Below are 18,364 nucleotides of genomic sequence, written 5' to 3'. Positions count from 1 at the left end.
GGCCGTGCTGGTCATTCGGTCACGCGTCCTTTCGCCCGCCGACGGTGGCAGTCCGCCGGATCAGGTCCGGTCAAGTCGAGCCAGCAGGTCCTCGGCCAGTCGAGCGCCGAGTGCTGCTGCTTCGTCCGCCGATCCACTGCCTGCGACCCGGATCAGCGATCCCTCGGCAGCCGTTTCGTCGAACGTGCTCGGATACGTTCTCCCAATTACCGCCGCCATAGTCAAATCGGAGGCAATATCACGTCCCCGGTCGAGCTCGGCAAGCGCCCCCACCGGAGCGGTGCAGCCGGCCTCCAGACGGGCCAGCAGTGACCGCTCGGCGATCACCCGCGTGCGGGTCGGTTGATGGTCCAGTACGGCGGCCAGTTCGGCCGCCGGCGAGCCGGCGACGGCCTCCACCGCCAGTGCCCCCTGGGCGGCCGCCGGCAGCATCACCTCGGGATCGAGCAGTTCGGCCGGACACTGCGGCACACCGGCGGCATCGATCACCTGCAGTTCCTGCCCGGTACCGCTGAGCCGGCCGAGTCGGCGCAGGCCGGCGGCGGCCAACAAGGTGGCGTCGACCTCGCCGCTGCGGACCAGCGAGATCCGCCGGTCGACATTGCCGCGGATCGGCTGCACGGTGATCTCGATCCCGCGGGCCCGCGCCCAGGCCTGCAGTTGGCTTGCCCGGCGTGGCGATCCCGTACCCACCCGGGCACCGTCCAGGTCGGCCAGCCGGAGCCCGATCAGCACATCGCGGGGGTCCTCCCGCTCGGGGTGGGCGACGACCTCCAGCCCGGGCACCGGGGCGGTCGGCAGATCCTTGCCCGAGTGCACGGCGAGGTCGATGGTGTCGGCGTGCAGGGCGTCCCGCACCGCACTGGCGAAGACCCCGGTGCCGCCGATCTGGGTGAGTTCGCGGCGATCGACATCGCCTTGGGTGGTGATGCCCACGACCTCGGTCGGAACACCCCGCAGCTGCAACTGCCCGGCCACCCATTCGGCCTGGGCGACGGCCAGCGGGGAACGCCGGGCACCGATCCGGATCGTCCCCGGCTCACTCACGTCCGAGGTCACCCCCGCCGACCGCCCGGACCGTCTGCGGGTCGAGGGCGAACAGCTCGCGCAGGGCACCGGCGTAGTCGGTGTCGGACTCCGAGGAGAGCTGGCGTACCCGCACCGTCGGCTGGTGCAGCAATTTCTCCACCACCCGCCGCATGGACTTGCCGACCTCGGCCCGTTCGGCCTCGGACAGCTCCGGGGTACGCGACTGCAGGCGGGAGAGTTCGGCGTCGAGGATCTCGCTGGCCATGGTCCGCAGGGCGACCACGGTCGGGGTCACCGCAGCGGCCCGGCGGGCGGCCAGGAAGTCGGCGACCTCGTCGGCGACCAGCTGCATCGCATCGGCCAGGTCGTCCTCGGAGGCGGCGTCGTACCCGCCCTCGGCCAGGCTGGCCAGGTTGATCAGCCGCAGCCCGGGGATCTCGGCGACCTCCGGGGCGATGTCGGCGGGAAGTGCGAGGTCGACCACGGTACGCAGCCCGCTGCCCAGCAGGTCGTCGACACCCAGTTGCAGGTCCCGGCCGCCGGTGCAGCTGATCAGCACCTCGGCGTCGGCGATCGCCGAACGCAGCTCGGACAGGTCGCGTACCTGCGCACCGAGGGTGCCGGCGAGCCGCTCGGCCTTGGACCGGGTCCGGTTCACCAGCACCAGGTCGGCACCGGCGGCCGCAGCCGTGGCGGCAGCCATCGAGGACATGGTCCCGGCGCCGATGATCACGGTCCGGCGACCTGCCAGGTCACCGATCTGGTCGAAGGCGGCGGTGACCAGCGAACGGCCGGCGGCACCGGCCGCGGTCTCGTGCTGGACCCGCTTGCCGACCCGCAATGCCTGCTGGAACAAGGAGTTCAGCGAGGTGCCGACGGTGCCTGCGCGCTGGCCCTCGGTGAGGGCGGAACGGACCTGACCGAGGATCTGCTGCTCACCGCGGACCATCGAATCCATACCGGAGGCGACCGAGAAGGCGTGCTGCACGGCCCGCTCGTCGTAGCTGACCGCACAGCCGCTCTGCAAGGCAGTCAGCGGCACCCCGGAGACCAGGGACAGCGCCCCGGCGAGTTCCTCCAGACCACCGTGGAAGCGGGACACCGCGGCATAGATCTCGGTCCGGTTGCAGGTGGACAGCACCAAGGCCTCGTCGACATAGGCGCTGCGTTCGAGCTCGGTGAGCACCTTCGCGCGCTGGTCGGGCACCAGCGTCAGCTCGGCCAGCAGGTCGAGGGACGCGGTGTGGTGGGAGGCACTCAGGGCGAGAATGCTCACAGTGGGTCAGCTCCGGCAAGTTCGTTGGACTGCTCGTTCCAGGCGGACAACAGGCTGTCCTTCGATCCCGGGACTCGACAGTGGTAGGCGAGGATCTGCAGCTCCGACCCGAGGTCGACCTTGCGTACCGTCACATTCGACGGGACCGACAACGCGGTCGGAGCGAAGTTGAGGATACCGATGATGCCACTGGCGACCAGACGGTCGGTCACCTGTTGTGCCACCTCGGCGGGGGTGGTGATCACGGCGATCGTGGCGCCGGTGCGTGCGATCAGCGTTTCCAGTCCGGCGTCGCCGACGATCGTCAGCCCCTCGACCTGTTCACCGGTCAGCGCCGGATCGGCGTCGACGAGGCCGACGACCTTGAACCCGCGGGAGGAGAATCCGGTGTGGTTCACCAGTGCTCGCCCGAGGTTGCCAACGCCGACGATCACCACCGGCAGGTCGAGACCGGCACCCAGGTGCTGGTCGAGCTGGATCTGCAGGTAGGAGACGTCGTAGCCGACCCCGCGGGTGCCGTAGGAGCCGAGATGGGACAGGTCCTTGCGAAGCTGCGCCGGGTTGGCCCCGGCGGCCTCGGCCAGTTCGTTGCTGGAGACCTTGCTCACCCCGGCATCGGCCAGGCGGGTCAGCACGGCGAGGTAGTCGACCAGGCGGGCGACGGTGGCACCCGGAATCGGTGACTCCGCATCGCTCATCCCCTGCTCCTTGCCGACCTGGCGACCCGGAAACCCGGGACGCCTCATCGTAGGACCTTGTGAACTTGTGCACAAAGTAAGGTATGGCGAAGTCCCGCCCCCTCGGGTGGTGCGCGAGGGCACCTCCCTCAGCGTCCCGTCAGCAGGTCCGCCCGCAGTCGGTCGGCGTCCACCCGCCAGTAGTCGTGCTGCCGTCCGTCCACGGTGGTCACCGGGACCTGGTCGGTGTAGCGGTCGGTCAGCTGCGGGTCGCCGGTGATGTCGACCTCGCGCCAGCTCTCGCCGAGTTCGTCGCAGACCTGGGCGATGGTGAGCATCGCCACCTCACACAGATGACAGCCCGGTCGCGTGTAGACCACGACCCGGCTGTCTGCGGTGTTCCCCGACTTCTCGGGGTCCCGGTCTCCCACGACCGGTGTCGGTCGCCTTACTTGCCTGCGCGGCGACGCTGGATACGGGTGCGCTTCAGCAGCTTGCGATGCTTCTTCTTCGCCATCCGCTTGCGGCGCTTCTTGATGACAGAACCCACCTGTGGCCTCTTTCGTCGTCGTCTCGTTCGGTGCGCTGGGGAGCGCTCCGGTTGATGTCGGATCTCGGCAGCTGCAGCCTGCGGGCAGAGCCCGTCGGTCGGCGCCAGCCGGTCAAGAAGCACAGCTTACCCGCGTACCCCGGGCATCGCCCAATCGTCGGCATCCGGACCGACTCGCCGGGCCGCTGCGCTGCTCTGTCGACCGCTGCCGACCGACCGCTGCCGACCGCCGCCGTTCAGAAGGTGTCGGGGTCCAGGCCCAGCTCGGGGAAGGCGGCCCGGCGGGTGGCCAGGATCGCCTGGTCGACCGGGTCGGCCGGGTCGATCCCGGCGGTGATCGGAGTGAACTCCGGTTCGGGTTCGCCGACGGTGGCCGGGCCCGGACCGGCGATCGAACGCCAGGTCTCGGGCATCCAGCCGCTCGGCATCGGGGTCTCGGGGTCCACCGGATGTCCCGAGACGACACCGATCAGCTGGGCCCAGGCCCGCGGCAGCACCCAGGGCATCGCGTACCCACCACCACCGGTGACCACCCACCGGCCGTGGGCGTACTGATCGGCCAGCTCACCGAGTCGCCGATAACTCTCCACCTGCCCGCCCAGGGTCAGGGTCAGGTCGGTCAGCGGATCGTCGGCATGGGAGTCGCAGCCGTGCTGGGTGATCAGGATGTCGGGCTGGAAGGCCTCCAGCACCGGCGGCACGATCGCCTCGAAGGCCCGCAGCCAGCCGGCATCACCGGTTCCCGGCGGTAGCGCCACGTTCACCGCCGAACCGAGTGCACCGACGCCACCGACCTCGGTCGGGTACCCGGTCCCGGGGAACAGGTACGCGGGATTCTCATGGATGCTGACGGTGAGCACATCGGGGTCGTTGTAGAAGATCTTCTGCACCCCGTCACCGTGGTGAGCGTCGACGTCGACATAGGCGATCCGCTTCGCCCCGTTGGCCTTCAGCCACTGCGCGGCGACCCCGAGATCGTTGTAGACACAGAACCCGCTGGTACCGGTCGGCATCGCATGGTGCAGGCCGCCGGAGACGTTGATCGCTCGCTGGGCGCGACCGGTCCAGACCTGCCGGGCGGCCTCGGTGGTGGCTGCGCAAATCTGCGAGGCGATGTCGTGCATCCCTTGCACCAAAGGATTGTCGGCGGTTCCGATACCGAAGATCGATGCCTCCCGATCAGCCCTCACCGCGGCGATGTAGATCTCGTCGTGGACGCTGGCGAGCAGCGACTGGTCCCCCAGCGGCGGCTCGATCACCTGTACCCCGTCGAGGATCCCCAGCTGTCGGGCCAGGGCCAGGGTCAGTTCGACCCGACCGGGGCCCATCGGATGATCAACTCCGAAGCTGTAGCGTTCCAGCTCCGGTGAATGGACCAGCACCGTCTTCATGATCAACCACCCAGTTCCACGCTTCGATCGCGAGCTGCCCGGGTGGCCGCGGCGAAGGCCGCCCGTACCCGGTACTCCTCCAGCTGTCCCAAACCGGCCGCGGTCGTCCCACCCGGTGAGGTCACCTGCTCGCGCAGCAGAGCCGGATGGGTTCCCGACTCCCGCAACAACGTGGCCGAACCGAAGATCGTCTGCACCGCCAGCTCGGTGGCGATGTCGCGGGGCAGGCCCAGGTTCACCCCGGATTCGATCAGCGACTCCGCGACCAGGAACAGGTACGCCGGCCCGGAGCCCGAGACCGCGGTGACGGCATCGAGATAGCTCTCCGGGACGATCACCGCCGTACCCACTGTCTGCAGCAGGTCGCGGGCCAGTTCGGTCTGCTCGGTGGTGGCGGCGCTGCCGGCCGAGACCGCCGCGGCGCCGGCACCCACCTGGGCGGGGGTGTTCGGCATCACCCGTACCACCGGCTGCCCGGCGGGCAGCGCGTCCTCGATCCGGGAACAGGAGATGCCCGCGCACAGCGACACCAGCACAGCCTCGGCGGGCAGCTGCTCGGCGAGCTCGGCCAGCGCCGCGTCGACGGCCTGCGGTTTGACCGCCAGTACCACGACCTCGGCGCCACTGATCGCCGACATCTCGGCGACGGCCTCGATGCCGTACTCCTGGCTGAGCTTCGAGCGCCGTTCGGCGCGGTTCTCCACCGCGACGATGTCGGCGGGTTGCCTGCCGGCGGCGAGCAGACCGGCGATCAGGGTCCCACCCATCATGCCGGCGCCGACGAAGGCCAGCCGCTGGCTCACGCAGTCACCCGGGAGGCGATCAGATCGGCGATCTGCACCGCGTTCAGGGCCGCTCCCTTGCGCAGGTTGTCATTGGACAGGAACAGCACCAGACCCTTGCCTGCCGGCGCCGACTGATCGGCCCGGATCCGGCCGACGTAGACCGGGTCGTTGCCGGCGGCCTGCAACGGGGTGGGGATCTCGGACAGCTCCACCCCGGGCGCGGCGGCGAGCAGCTCGGTCGCCCGCTCGGGGCTGAGGTCCTCGGCGAACTCGGCATGCACCACCAGCGAGTGTCCGGTGAAGACCGGCACCCGGACACAGGTGCCGGCGACCAGCAGGTCGTCGATGCCGAGGATCTTGCGCGATTCGTTGCGCAGCTTCTGTTCCTCGTCGGTCTCCCCGGTGCCGTCGTCGACCAGCGAGCCGGCCAGGGCGACCACGTCGTGGGCGATCGGGCGGGGGAACTTGTTCGGCTCCGGGTAGGCCGAGGTGTCACCGTCGAAGGCGAGCTTCGCCGGGTCCTCGACGGCTGCGAGCTGCTCGGCGAGCTCGGCGACACCGGCACCTCCCGAACCGGAGACGGCCTGGTAGGTGGCCACGACCAGCCGGCGCAGACCGGCCTCGTCGTGCAGCGGCTTCAGTACCGGCATCGCCGCCATCGTGGTGCAGTTCGGGTTGGCGATGATGCCCTTGGGCAGGTCCTCGACGGTCTCGGGATTGACCTCGGCGACCACCAGCGGCACCTCGGGGTCACCGCGCCAGCCCGAGGAGTTGTCGATCACCACCGCACCGGCCGCGGCGACCTTCGGCGCGAACTCCAGCGAGGTCTGCTTGCCGGCGGAGAACAGGGCGAGGTCCAGGCCGCTGAAATCGGCGGTGGCGGTGTCCTCGACGACCACCTGCTTGTCCTTGAACGGCAACGTCGACCCGGCCGAGCGGGCCGAGGCGAAGAAACGAATCTCGTCGACGGGGAAGTCACGCTCCTCGAGAAGGGCACGCATGACTCCGCCGACCTGACCGGTGGCACCGAATACTCCAACACGCATGCCGCAAGGGTACGCGGCAGACGGTGACCTCGCACACATCGAGGTCTCGATGAGACTCACTGAGCGAAAACCGCCACTCGATCGCCGAATCGCGGCCGGATGGGCGCAAAAGGCCATCGAGTGGCAGTTCTCGCTCAGCCTCGCGGCCTCACAACCAGTCGACGACCGGGGCCAGCAGCGCGTACCCGACGAAGGAGAACACATCCAGCAACAGGTGCACCACGATCAGCGGCCCGACCCGCTTCCAGCGCAGGAACAGCAGCCCGAAGACCAGTCCCATCAGGAAGTTGGCGATCCCCTGCCCCACCCCTTGGTACAGGTGATAGGAGCCCCGGATGAGCGCCGACAACAGCACCATCTGCCACCAGGACCAGCCCAGCTGGGTGAGCCGGATCAGGAAGTACCCGGCGATCACGATCTCCTCCAGCAGGCTGGCCTCCAGCGCTGCCAGCACCAGTACCGGGATGGTCCACCAGTTCTCGGCCAGGTTCGCCGCGGCGATGGTGGTGTTCAGGCCGAGGGCGCGGGCGCCGAGGTAGATGCCGATGCCGGGGATCCCGATCACCGCCAGCAGCACCGCTCCCCTGCTCAGGTCGAAACCGGGCCGGCGCAGGTCGAGGCCGAGGGCGGCGAACGGGCTGCGTCCCCACAGCATCGGCCCGGCGCGGAAGAGCAGCAGATAGACCGCCAGCGCCGCCGGTGCGACACCGAAGAGGATCTGCGCCAGCTGGTAGGACAGGTCCAGCCACGGCCGGTCGGGGGTGATCGAGGAGTTCATCGAGGTCGTCTGCGACGACAACGCCTCCGGCCGGGTCAGCTTCTCGATCAGGTTCAGCACCGAATAGACCGCTGACCGTCCGAGCGACAGCGCCAGGACGACCACGATCTCGACGCCGAGTCCCCGCGTCGAGGCCGGATCGAGTCCCGAGGACGCAGTCCCGATCGACGGATCGCCGCCGGATCGGTCAGGGACGCTCAAGCAGTCCTCGCAGCAGCTCCTGCCGATTCTGCGGTTGGGCCAGCAGGCGCATCGTGTACTCGTAGCCGAGCGGGCCGTAGGGGACGAAGACCCGTACCCGCTGCCCGAGGCCGGCCAGTTTGGCCTGCATGGCCGGGCGTACCCCGCGCAACATCGACAGCTCGTAGTCGTCGATGCCGCGGCCGGCACGCTGGGCGACGTCCTGGGCGACGGCGATCAACCGCGAGGAGTGGGTGGCGACGACCGGATAGGCCTCGCTGTACATCACCGCCTTCAGGCAGCGGACGAAGCTCAACTCGGCATCGGCGTTGTTCAGGAAGGCCAGATCCTCGACCTCTCGATGACCGCCGGCGTAGAGCCTGACCCGGGTGCCCGGAGTGGCCACGGCCGCGCAGTCGTCCTCGCTGCGCCGTAGGGAGGTCTGCACGGTCACCCCGATGGTCGGGAAGTCGGTACGCAGCTCGCCCAGCAGGGCGGTCACGTCATCCATCCGACGGTCGCCACCGGACAGGGTCACCGGCACGCCGAGGCGGGTGGCCCGGCGGGCGATCCGGCGCAGGCGTTCGGCGGCCTCGGTCGCACCATCGGGCAGGTCGAAGCCGATGCCGGCGATGTCGATCGACAGCTCGGTGACCGAGGTCAACTCGTTCAGTCGTAGTTGATCAAGTACCTGCAGGTGGTGCTCGGTGGTGTGATCGGCGGCACGGGGGTTGGCGGCCCGCGGGCCGAGGTGGTGGATCGTCGCCAGGCGCCGGGTCGCGGCGAGTTCGGCGACAGCACCGATCATCTCGTCGATGCCGTCCCCGGCGATCAACCGCTGCATCAGCGAACGGGTGAGCGGCAGCCGACTGGCCAGTCCCCTCACGGTGTCACCGTTCGACAGCTTCAGCATTGCTGCAGCCACCCTCTTGCTCCTACTCACCCACGAACTCCCGGTTACGGGCGCAATCCCACCGGCACACCCGACGTGACCGACATGATCAAGTGTGACAGTGATCGGCGGCTTCGGATACCGGATCTCACCGTGTCGTCACCGATCGGTAGCCGCACGCCTGAGGGGAAACGATCCGGTGGGACACAGAAGTTCCGTCACGCCTCAGGCGGTGGCGGTAGCGACCCGGGCGCCCGCGGCGAGGTGGGTACGGGCGAAGGCGAGCGATTCGCTCAGGTCGATCTCGCGCTGCTCCCGGCTGCCGCTGCGCCGGGTGTTCGCCTCCAGCACGACCTGCCCGGCGTACCCGGCCGAAGCCAGGTAGCGCAGGACCTCGTCGGCATGTTGATCACCGTGTCCGGGCAGCACATGTTCGTCCTTGATCGACCCGCGGCCGTCGCCCAGGTGGACGTGCTGCAGCCGCGTACCCCAGGCCTTGGCCAGGTCCAGCGACTGCTGCCGGGCGGTCGAGGCATGGGAGAAGTCGAGGGTGAGATGGGCGAAGTCGTGGTCGGTGGGGTCGAATCCGGGCTGGTAGGCCTTGAAGGTTCCGGGTTCCCGGCTGCCGGCCTTCGGCGCCCGCCACGGGTACATGTTCTCGACACAGAACCGGACGCCGAGTTCGTCGTGGAGTTCGGCGATCCCGGTGACGAAGTTCTCGGCGTACCCCTTCTGCCAGCGGAACGGCGGATGCACGACCACGACGTCGCAGCCGAGGCGCTGGGCGGCCTTGCCGGAACGGCGCAGTTTCTCCCACGGGTCGGTGCCCCAGGTGCGCACGGTGAAGATCAGGCAGGGGGCGTGGATCGAGAGCACCGGGACCTGGTGGAAGTCGCGGAGTCGCTCCAGCTCGTCCTCGTTGGTGGAGACACCGTCGATGCCGACCATCACCTCGACGCCGTCGTAGCCGAGTCGGCCGGCGAGTTCGAAGGTACGGGCGGTGCCCTCGGGGTAGACCGAGGAGCTCGACAGGCCGACCTGGTTCTCACCGGGTACCGGCGGCGTGGCCCCGTCGGTGACCGGACCGGCGCCCCAGACGGTACGCGAAGCTGCACTGTCATCGTCGCCGGCGTGCCCGGCGGCCGCCCCCTCCGGGGCGCTTCCCATGTGTGGACTCACCGCTCCAATGTACGCCTCAGGCCACAGAAGGCCATGTCGAGCATCCGGCTATCCGACCGCGGCAGGTGGGGCGTGCGGCCCGGGCCTGGCGGACGGATGACCCTGTGCCTGACCCGGCGACCCACAACGATCAGTCGTGCTGTCCGAACCCGACGGTCAGATGACCCCTATGCCGAACCGGCGCCCAGGACGGTTGAGTCACACAGCCCGACCCAGCAATCCCGCAGCGGTCAGTCGTGCCGCCCGGACCCATTGGTCAGGTGGTCCATGTGCCGCAGCAGCACCCCTTCACGCAGGGCCCACGGGCAGAGGATCAGCTGGTTCACGCCGAACAGGTCCATCACCGATTCGGCCACCACTGCCCCGGCAAGGATCTGCGGGGCGCGATCGAGCGAGACCCCGGGGAGCTTGGCCCGATCCGAGATCTCCATCTCGGCCAGTTTCGGCATCCACTGCTGCAAGTCGTGGCGTTCCAGGCGGCGGGTGACGAACGGTCCCTCGCTGCGCGGCGCGGCCCCGGTGATCCGGCCCAGGGCCCGGAAGGTCTTCGACGTACCGACGGCGCGGTCGAACGGCCCGTGACGGCTGAGGTCACCGATGACCGCTCCCAGGGTGATCCGGGCGTGCCGCCGCATCGCTGCCAGGTCGTCGCCGAACTCGCGGTACATCCGACCGGCGCCCAGCGGGACCGAGAGGGCGACATCGGGGTCCTCGTCCGGTCCGCCGGCGATCTCCAGCGACCCGCCGCCGATGTCGAAGACGGCGAGTTTGCCGGCCGACCAGCCGAACCAGCGGCGGGCGGCGAGGAAGGTCACCCGGGCTTCGTCGCGACCCGACATCACCTCCAGGGAGACCCCGGAGCGTTGACGTACCTGTGCCAGCACCTGTTCACCGTTGACCGCCTCGCGTACCGCGGAGGTGACGAAGGTCAGCAGTTCGGCACAACCCGCGTCGTCGGCACGCACCCGGCACTCGGTCAGGGTGTCGGCCAGCAGCCCGACGGCCTCGTCGTCGATCGCGCCGTCGGCGTCGAGATGTTCGGCCAGCCGCAGCGGCCACTTGTGGGAGGCGGCCGCCGAGGGCGCACCGCCCGGGCGTGCATCCACGACCAGCAGGTGGACGGTGTTCGATCCGACGTCGAGTACCCCGAGGCGCATGAAGCAGCACCCTAGCGGGACCGCGGCCGCTCCCGCGGGCGAACGGCTCTTCGCCCCGGCCGCTGCCGCGGGCGCACGACTCTTCGGCCCGAGCACGTCGGTGGAGACCGGACACCGCCGAGCTGAACACCGCTGACGTGGCGCCAGATCGACAAATCGGCCCCCAAGTCACCGAAATCAGCATCTGAAGCCACGAAAACGGTGCGCCACCCCCGAGAGCGAGCCCCGCACAGCAGCCGAACCCGTCACCGAGGAACCGGACGACCAGCACGGGACGAACACCGCTGACGTGGCGCCAGATCGACGAATCGGCCCCCAAGTCACCGAAATCAGCATCTGAAGCCACGAGAACGGTGCGCCACCCCCGAGCCAGCTACCGGATCAACCACCGAGAAGCCCGCGCCAGCCGCATGCGCCGTCCCAGTTACGGGGACAGCCCAATCCATCCAGTCCATGCCCCCACGGGCTGGACGAACACCGCTGACGTGGCGCCAGATCGACGAACCGGCCCCCAAATCACCGAAATCAGCATCTGGAGCCACGAAAACGGTGCAGCAGGACCCGCACGAAAGTCGATTACATGGGCAACCACCCGTGATGGCCGACTGCGATCACCACACCAGCCGATCACCGCCAGACCCCACCTGCGATCACCCACAGCAGCGGGCTGCCACCGAATGACCCACCGGGCTTCGACCCGGGGTCTATCGTGGCGACCATGCCCGAGGTGCTCTCCAACTTCCCCCGCGCCTGGGTGGAGTTCCCCGACCCGGCCGATCCCGAACAGGTCTTCCGCTGCGATCTGACCTGGCTGACCTCGCGTTGGAACTGCATCTTCGGTCAGGGCTGCCCGGGCATCTACGCCAACGCCCCCGATGCCGGCTGCTGCACCCTCGGGGCCCACTTCGCCGATGCCGAGGACGAGCAGCGGGTGGCGAAGTCGGTGAAGCGACTCACCCCGGAGCTGTGGCAGTACCGCAAGGAGGGGCGCCGCAACGGCTGGGCCGTCGATGAGGAGGCCGACGACCCGAACGATCCGCCCGAGCGCAAGACCCGGACCGTCGACGGTGCCTGCATCTTCCAGAACCGGCCCGGTTTCCCGGCCGGAGCCGGTTGTGCACTGCATCTGCTGGCGATGCGGGAGGGGCGCAGTTTCGTCGAGACCAAACCCGATGTGTGCTGGCAATTGCCGCTGCGGCGTACCTACCGCGAGGTCGAGCGCAACGACGGCACCAGCTACACCGAGGTGTCGATCGGCGAGTACACCAGGGACGGCTGGGGTGCCGGCGGCCACGACTTCGACTGGTACTGCACCTCGAACACCGAGGCCCACGGCGGCCGGTTGCCGGTGTATCAGGAGAACGTCGACGAGCTGACCGAGCTGATGGGTCCGCAGGGGTACGCCGAACTGGCGCGACACTGCCGCCGGTTCGAGAAGGCGAATGGGCTCGGCATGGACCATCCGGCCAGCCGCAAGCAGCTGAAACTGGTGCGGAAGTCCTGACCTAGGCGGCTACGTGTCGCTTATCACATTGACATCACGCCGCCTGCCCTACCCCGTGCAATGAGCCCGAAACATCGATCGGGAGAATGCTCCTCATGCGTGTTGACCATCTTTCCTTCGCAGCAGGCCCCGACGGGCTCCGCGGCACCGCCGACCGACTCAGCCAGGCCTTGGGCACCGATTCCCTCGACGGCGGTTTCCACCCTCGCTTCGGCACCCGCAACAGACTGATTCCCCTGCGCGACGGAAGGTACGTGGAGGTGGTCGAGGTACTCGATCATCCCGCGGCCGAGAGCGCGCCCTACGGGCAGATCGTCCGTGCCCGTTCCGAGGCCGGTGGCGGCTGGATGGGCTGGGTGGTCTCGGTCGACGACCTGAGCCCGTTCGAGGAGCGGCTGGGCCGCCCGGCCGTGCCGGGCAGTCGGCACCTGCCGGACGGCAGGCTGCTGGAATGGCGGCAGGTCGGCACCAAGGGAACGATGGCCGATCCGCAGTTGCCGTTCTTCCTCAAGTGGGTGTCCGAACCCTCGGTGCTGCCGAGCGCCCTGGACAGCGAGATCCGGTTGACCCAGTTGGACATCGCCGGTGACCGTGCCCGGTTGGAGGACTGGCTCGGCGGTTCGGCCGACAGCCTGCTCGAGGACCTGGAGATCAACTGGCTGGCACCGAACGGCCAACCGGGCATCTTGGCCGCCCACTTCGAGACACCGTCCGGTACGGTCAGTTTGTGAACATCCGGATCCGCCCCGAGATCAGCGCACTGCCCGCCTACAAGGCCGGAAAGCCGGCCCCGATCGGACCGAGCGGGGCATCGTGGAAGTTGTCGTCGAACGAGAATCCCTATGCGCCCCTGCCGGGTGTGCTGCAGAAGGTCGGCGAGTCGCTGGAGCTGATGAACCGGTATCCGGACATGGCCAATGCGGCCCTCACCGAGAGCTTGTCCGAGCATCTGCAGGTGGCACCCGAGCAGATTGCGCTCGGTGTCGGTTCGGTGTCGGTGCTCGGTCACCTGCTCGGCGCGGTCTGCAGCCCCGGGGACGAGGTCGTCTACGCCTGGCGTTCGTTCGAGGCGTACCCGATCTCGGTCCTGAGCCATGGCGCGACACCGGTCCAGGTGCCGCTCGGCCCCGGTTGGACCCACGATCTGGAGGCGATGCGTGCCGCGGTGACCGAGCGGACGAAGGTGGTGATGGTCTGCACGCCGAACAACCCGACCGGCACGGTGATCTCCCAGGCCGCGCTGGAGGCGTTCATCGATGATCTTCCGGACAATGTGTTGATCATGGTCGACGAGGCCTACGCCGAGTTCGTCACCGATGACCGGGCGGCGAACGGGCTGGCGCTGGCCAAGAAGTACGACAATGTGGCGACCCTGCGTACCTTCTCCAAGGCGTACGGGTTGGCCGGGATGCGCGTCGGCTACTGCGTCACCTCGCCCGAGTTGGCAGCGGCTGCCCGCACCCTGAATCCGCCGTTCTCGGTGTCGGCGCCGGCACAGGTTGCCGCAATCACTTCCCTGCAAGCGAAAGCGGAGCTTCTCGCCCGGGTGGCCGAGATCGTGAACCAGCGAGCGACCATGATCGACTCTCTGCGGGCACTGGGGTTCGAGGTGCCCGATTCGGGAGGCAACTTCGTCTGGCTGCCGGCCGGGAAACGTACCGCCGAGTGGACCGATCGCTTCGCCGCCGAGGGCATCATGGTCCGCGGCTATGTCGCCGACGACGAGTTCGACGGGGTACGGATCACCGTCGGCGAACCGGAGGCCAATGCGTTGGCCGTCGAAGTGGCGGCGAACCTTCCCCGCTGATCGCCACCGACATCCCCAACCGTTCCACAAAGACACCCGGCAACAGGCATCACCGGCAACGGCCGGTGGTGATTGCCGACCGACTGAGCACTGTTGATCATTTTGGGAAGGACCTCGCGATCTCCTGACCGATCCCGAAGAAGTTGATCATCCTCGCCCGAGGGTACGGCCGGATCAGCCGCGCCGCCGGCCGGGGAACCCGAGGAAGCCGAGGGCGTCCATCACGGTGGCCGCCGGTTGCACCGTGACGCCGGCCTGGGTGTAGGACTTCAGGCCCGTCTGCAGGCTGGCCGGCACGATCACGGTGTCGAAGCCGAGGCGTCCGGCTTCGGCGATCCGCCGGTCGACCCCGGGCACCCGGCGCAGTTCACCGGCCAGGCCGATCTCGCCCAGCGCAACCGCCCGCCCCACCCCTTCGGGCACGGCGTCGACATAGCTGGAGGCGACCGCCACCGCCAGGGCGAGGTCGGCGCTGGGCTCGGTCACCCGGGCGCCACCGACCGAGGAGGCATGACAGTCCTGGGTGTGCAGGGGCATCCGGCACCGCTTCTGCAGCACCGCCAGCAACATCAGCAACCGTTGCCGATCCAGCCCGGCGCTGACCCTGGAGGGGTTCTGCTGCGGGCCGGTGGTGCTGACCAGTGCCTGCACCTCGGCGAGCAGCGGTCGCCGCCCCTCCATGGTGACCGTGATCGCCGTCCCGGGGACTGCCACGGACTGGGAGATGAACAGGCCTGAGGGGTCGGGAACCTCGTTGATCCCGGCGTCGACCAGCTCGAAACAGCCGACCTCGTCGGCCGGGCCGTATCGGTTCTTGGTCGCCCGGACCATCCGGAATCCGGAGTGACGGTCACCTTCGAAGGCGAGCACCACATCGACCAGGTGCTCCAGCAGACGGGGGCCGGCGATGTTGCCGTCCTTGGTGACGTGACCGATCAGCAGCACCGCCATGCCGCGGGACTTCGCGATCCGGACCAGCGCCCCGGTGACCTCCCGTACCTGGGTCACACCTCCGGGGGAGCCGTCGGCCTCGGCGGTGGCGATGGTCTGCACCGAGTCGACGACCAGCAGACTGGGGTTGGTCTGCTCGACATGCCCGAGCACCGTCCCCAGGTCGGTCTCGGCAGCCAGGTAGAGCTCATCGGCCAGGGCATTGGTCCGCCCGGCCCGCAACCGGACCTGGGCCGCGGACTCCTCACCGGAGACGTACAGGGTGCGCCGACCGGCGCGGGCCCAGTGGGCGGCCACCTCCAACAACAAGGTGGACTTGCCGACGCCGGGCTCACCGGCGAGCAGCACCACGGCGCCGGGGACGAGCCCGCCGCCGAGCACCCGGTCGAGTTCACCGATCCCGCTCAGTGCACGCTCGGAGGCCTCGGTCGGCACCTCGGCGATCGGCACCGCCCCCCTGCTCGGCGGCTGGGCCCGTACCTCCTTGAGCTTCGGCGCCCCCTGCTCCTGCACGGTCCCCCACGCCTGGCACTCACCGCAACGGCCGACCCAGCGCACAGTCGTCCATCCGCACTCGGTGCATCGGAAGGCAGGTTTCGCCGCAGTTCTGGCCATGGCTGCGATCCTAGGGCCCGGCACCGACACCACCGGTACGACGACCCGGGACGCCGACCCGGTGCGTTCGCGCACCGGTCCCGAGACTCTCCCCTGCTACGTTCGGCCCCGTGGAATCACCGGTCGACACCGAGACCCTGCACCGGCATCTGGCGATGCTGGCGCCGGGGACCGCGCTGCGTGACGGGATCGACCGGATCCTGTCCGGCCGTACGGGGGCACTGATCGTGCTCGGCAACACCCGGCAGGTGGAGCAGGTCTCCACCGGCGGTTTCCAGATCGACGTCCCGTTCGTACCGACGAAACTGCGCGAACTGGCGAAGATGGACGGCGCGATCGTGCTGTCCGGCGATGCCGAGCGGATCATCACCGCCGGGGTGCACCTGATGCCGGATGCCGGATTCCCCACCGAGGAAACCGGTACCCGGCATCGGACCGCGGACCGGGTTTCCCAGCAGACCGGCAAACCGGTGATCTCGGTCTCCGCGGCATTGTCCACGATCACGCTCTTCCTTCGTGGTACCCGCCGGGTGCTCGAACGCAGCGAGGTGCTGTTGGGACGGGCCAATCTGGCGGTGCAGACGATGGAGCGCTACCGGACGCGGCTGTTCGAGCAGACCGATCGGCTCTCGGGCCTGGAGATCCGCGACCAGGTGACGGTGAAGGATGTGGTCGGGCTCGCCCAGCGGCTGGAGATGATCCGCCGCCTGGACGCCGAGACGATCGGGTACGTGATCGAGCTCGGGACCTTGGGCCGGCTGCCGGATCTGCAACGCCAGGAGCTCAGTGCCGGCACCACCGAGATCGGACAGTTGCTGGTGATGGACTATCCGCCGCCCGGCGGGGAGTCGCCGTCGCTGGAATCGCTTGCCACGTTGACCGATGCCGAATTGTTGGAGCCGCAGCTGATTGCCCGGACGCTCGGTTTCGGCGGCAACGAGCACCTGGACGCCAAGCTGCGCACCAAGGGGCACCGACAGCTGGCCCAGATCACCCGCCTGCCGGCGGCCTACAGCACCCGCCTGATCGACCATTTCGGCGATCTGCAGCATCTGTTCGCGGCCTCGATCACCGATCTGCTGCAGGTCGAGGGGATCGGTGAGAACCGGGCGAACCTGATTCGCGACGGACTGGCCCGGATCGCCGAGGCCTCCTACAGCGACGCCGCCGACTGAGCCGATGTGACGCGTTCCACACGCCGCTCGTCAACGAAAATCGTGCCGCTCCGCATTGATCGGATAGGCATTGCCACATTCCTCACATAGCATTCGGGTCGATATCAGATCGGCGAAGCACCGAGCGTGAGGCGGGGTATGAACGACAACGAGGGCTTGGCACTGTTCGATGAACCGGGCCAGCCCGCGCGATCCGCCGGACCGGTGAGTGAGGAGGAGCCGCAACGTCGGCGCGGACGCCCGCTGTTGATCCTGCTCGGTATCGCTCTTGCCCTGGTACTGATCGTCGGTGGCGTGGCCGCCTTCTACGTCGCCACGTTGCGCGGTGCGGTGGACAATTTCGCCACCGAACCGGTCGCCAACTATCCCGACCGGCCGGCTGCCGCGGAGCCGGCGGCCGACGGCTCGGTGGCCCGCAACTATGTGCTGATCGGCACCGATGCCGGTTCGGTCTCGGTCGACGACCCTGGCCGCAGCGATGCCCTGCTGCTGGCCCACGTACCGGCCGACAAGTCGCAGGTGTACCTGATCTCGATCCCGCGCGATCTGTACGCCGAGATCCCCGGGTACGAGAAGCAGAAGATCACCCATGCCTACGCCTACGGCGGGATGAACCTGACCGTGCAGAGCGTGGAAACCCTGCTCGACGTCCGGGTCGACCATGCCGCCAGTGTCGACTTCCAGTCCTTCGCGGAGCTGACCACCGCCCTCGGCGGGGTGACGGTGGACAATGCCACTGCCTTCCAGCGCAAGGCGATCGACGGCGCCCAGTGCGATTACCCCGAAGGTGAGATCACCATCGAGGGCACCTGCGCATTGCAGTTCGCCCGTGAGCGGAAGAAGTTGCCGAACGGGGATCTGAGCCGGGAGGAGAACCACCGGCTGATCCTGCAGGCCATCATGCGCAAGACGATGAGCCCGTCGGTGCTGGCCAACCCGGCCCAGTTCCGCGATGTGGTGTACACGATCTCGCGCTACGTGACCGTGGATTCGGAGCTGAACGCCGATGTGATCACCGACCAGGCACTGGAGTACCGGGACCTGGGCGATGAGATGACCTCCCTGCAGGCGCCGATCACCGGTTTCGGCCGGGATCCGCAGACCAACGCCAGCATCGCCGTACCGGACGAGGCGAAGATGGCCGAGCTGAGCGAGGCATTGCAGAACGACACCGTCGGCGAGTACGTCGAGAAGTACCCGGAGAATTGATCCGGCGATTTGCCGGAATCGGTTGCTGTGCTATCGATTCCGGCAATTGACCGGCAACAAGGGATGCCGCCGGGAACGGCAGGTCTCAACCGGGGATTGAGACCTCCGTCGCATCTAGGTCGCATTACCATGCGTTGCCTAGACAGCACATATGATTCCGATT

General features: G+C 68.5%; 18 protein-coding genes. 5 read left to right on the top strand and 13 right to left on the bottom strand.

The features are described from left to right. Window positions 1-60: 60 nt before the first annotated feature. The 12 genes from hemC to CLV29_RS14915 form a co-directional block, all read right to left on the bottom strand. A complete protein-coding gene (gene hemC, locus CLV29_RS14970; RefSeq protein WP_133755898.1) occupies window positions 61-1,047 on the bottom strand; it encodes a hydroxymethylbilane synthase in 987 nt (328 codons plus the stop codon). Continuing rightward, entirely contained in the window at window positions 1,040-2,305 is a 1,266-nt protein-coding gene (locus tag CLV29_RS14965) for a glutamyl-tRNA reductase (protein ID WP_133755897.1), read from the bottom strand. Before CLV29_RS14965 ends, hemC begins: the two co-directional genes overlap by 8 nt. Then, complete coding sequence (locus tag CLV29_RS14960; RefSeq protein ID WP_133755896.1) at window positions 2,302-3,003, bottom strand: redox-sensing transcriptional repressor Rex; 702 nt, start codon at window positions 3,001-3,003, stop codon at window positions 2,302-2,304. Before CLV29_RS14960 ends, CLV29_RS14965 begins: the two co-directional genes overlap by 4 nt. 128 nt (window positions 3,004-3,131) lie before the next feature. Next, window positions 3,132-3,413, bottom strand: a complete 282-nt coding sequence (locus tag CLV29_RS14955; protein ID WP_243831969.1) for a glutaredoxin family protein — start codon at window positions 3,411-3,413, stop codon at window positions 3,132-3,134. 17 nt (window positions 3,414-3,430) lie between these two features. Further along, window positions 3,431-3,532: a 30S ribosomal protein bS22 gene (locus CLV29_RS14950; RefSeq protein ID WP_042842924.1), complete on the bottom strand. Its 102-nt coding sequence runs from the start codon at window positions 3,530-3,532 to the stop codon at window positions 3,431-3,433. A 236-nt stretch (window positions 3,533-3,768) separates the two neighbouring features. After that, window positions 3,769-4,923, bottom strand: a complete 1,155-nt coding sequence (locus CLV29_RS14945; RefSeq protein WP_133755895.1) for an acetoin utilization protein AcuC — start codon at window positions 4,921-4,923, stop codon at window positions 3,769-3,771. Between the two features lie 2 nt (window positions 4,924-4,925). Beyond that, the gene (gene proC / locus CLV29_RS14940; protein WP_133755894.1) at window positions 4,926-5,726 is read right to left on the bottom strand and encodes a pyrroline-5-carboxylate reductase; all 801 of its coding nucleotides are present in this window, start codon (window positions 5,724-5,726) and stop codon (window positions 4,926-4,928) included. Then, window positions 5,723-6,754: an aspartate-semialdehyde dehydrogenase gene (locus tag CLV29_RS14935; protein ID WP_133755893.1), complete on the bottom strand. Its 1,032-nt coding sequence runs from the start codon at window positions 6,752-6,754 to the stop codon at window positions 5,723-5,725. Before CLV29_RS14935 ends, proC begins: the two co-directional genes overlap by 4 nt. A gap of 148 nt (window positions 6,755-6,902) precedes the next feature. Next, on the bottom strand, window positions 6,903-7,733 hold the full coding sequence (locus CLV29_RS14930; protein WP_243831968.1) for a CPBP family intramembrane glutamic endopeptidase: 831 nt from the start codon (window positions 7,731-7,733) through the stop codon (window positions 6,903-6,905). After that, window positions 7,720-8,637: a proline dehydrogenase family protein gene (locus CLV29_RS14925; RefSeq protein ID WP_133755892.1), complete on the bottom strand. Its 918-nt coding sequence runs from the start codon at window positions 8,635-8,637 to the stop codon at window positions 7,720-7,722. The genes CLV29_RS14930 and CLV29_RS14925 overlap by 14 nt, the downstream gene beginning before the upstream one ends. A gap of 192 nt (window positions 8,638-8,829) precedes the next feature. After that, window positions 8,830-9,783 (bottom strand): sugar phosphate isomerase/epimerase family protein, encoded by a 954-nt coding sequence (locus CLV29_RS14920; protein ID WP_243831967.1) that lies wholly within the window; start codon window positions 9,781-9,783, stop codon window positions 8,830-8,832. Between the two features lie 230 nt (window positions 9,784-10,013). Continuing rightward, the gene (locus tag CLV29_RS14915) at window positions 10,014-10,940 is read right to left on the bottom strand and encodes a Ppx/GppA family phosphatase (RefSeq protein ID WP_133755891.1); all 927 of its coding nucleotides are present in this window, start codon (window positions 10,938-10,940) and stop codon (window positions 10,014-10,016) included. Between the two features lie 718 nt (window positions 10,941-11,658). On the opposite strand from CLV29_RS14915, the gene CLV29_RS14910 reads away from it, so the two are divergent. The 3 genes from CLV29_RS14910 to hisC all read left to right on the top strand — a co-directional run bounded on the left by CLV29_RS14910 (window position 11,659) and on the right by hisC (window position 14,251). Next, window positions 11,659-12,444, top strand: a complete 786-nt coding sequence (locus CLV29_RS14910; RefSeq protein ID WP_133755890.1) for a DUF3109 family protein — start codon at window positions 11,659-11,661, stop codon at window positions 12,442-12,444. A 95-nt stretch (window positions 12,445-12,539) separates the two neighbouring features. Beyond that, on the top strand, window positions 12,540-13,175 hold the full coding sequence (locus CLV29_RS14905; RefSeq protein WP_133755889.1) for a VOC family protein: 636 nt from the start codon (window positions 12,540-12,542) through the stop codon (window positions 13,173-13,175). Beyond that, the gene (gene hisC / locus CLV29_RS14900; protein WP_133755888.1) at window positions 13,172-14,251 is read left to right on the top strand and encodes a histidinol-phosphate transaminase; all 1,080 of its coding nucleotides are present in this window, start codon (window positions 13,172-13,174) and stop codon (window positions 14,249-14,251) included. Before CLV29_RS14905 ends, hisC begins: the two co-directional genes overlap by 4 nt. Window positions 14,252-14,425: 174 nt before the next feature. Here hisC and radA read toward each other — a convergent pair whose 3' ends face one another. Beyond that, entirely contained in the window at window positions 14,426-15,817 is a 1,392-nt protein-coding gene (gene radA / locus CLV29_RS14895) for a DNA repair protein RadA (RefSeq protein WP_133755887.1), read from the bottom strand. 110 nt (window positions 15,818-15,927) lie between these two features. On the opposite strand from radA, the gene disA reads away from it, so the two are divergent. Further along, window positions 15,928-16,992 carry a DNA integrity scanning diadenylate cyclase DisA gene (gene disA / locus CLV29_RS14890; RefSeq protein WP_243831966.1) on the top strand — a complete coding sequence of 355 codons (1,065 nt, stop codon included), beginning with the start codon at window positions 15,928-15,930 and terminating at the stop codon, window positions 16,990-16,992. 138 nt (window positions 16,993-17,130) lie between these two features. Then, complete coding sequence (locus CLV29_RS14885) at window positions 17,131-18,201, top strand: LCP family protein (protein ID WP_133755886.1); 1,071 nt, start codon at window positions 17,131-17,133, stop codon at window positions 18,199-18,201. The last annotated feature ends 163 nt before the right edge of the window (window positions 18,202-18,364 follow it).

Origin of the sequence: Naumannella halotolerans (assembly GCF_004364645.1) — a bacterium.
Taxonomy (GTDB): domain Bacteria; phylum Actinomycetota; class Actinomycetes; order Propionibacteriales; family Propionibacteriaceae; genus Naumannella; species Naumannella halotolerans.
Note: the sequence above shows the minus strand (reverse complement) of the source record. Positions and strands in the feature narration are given on the sequence as shown.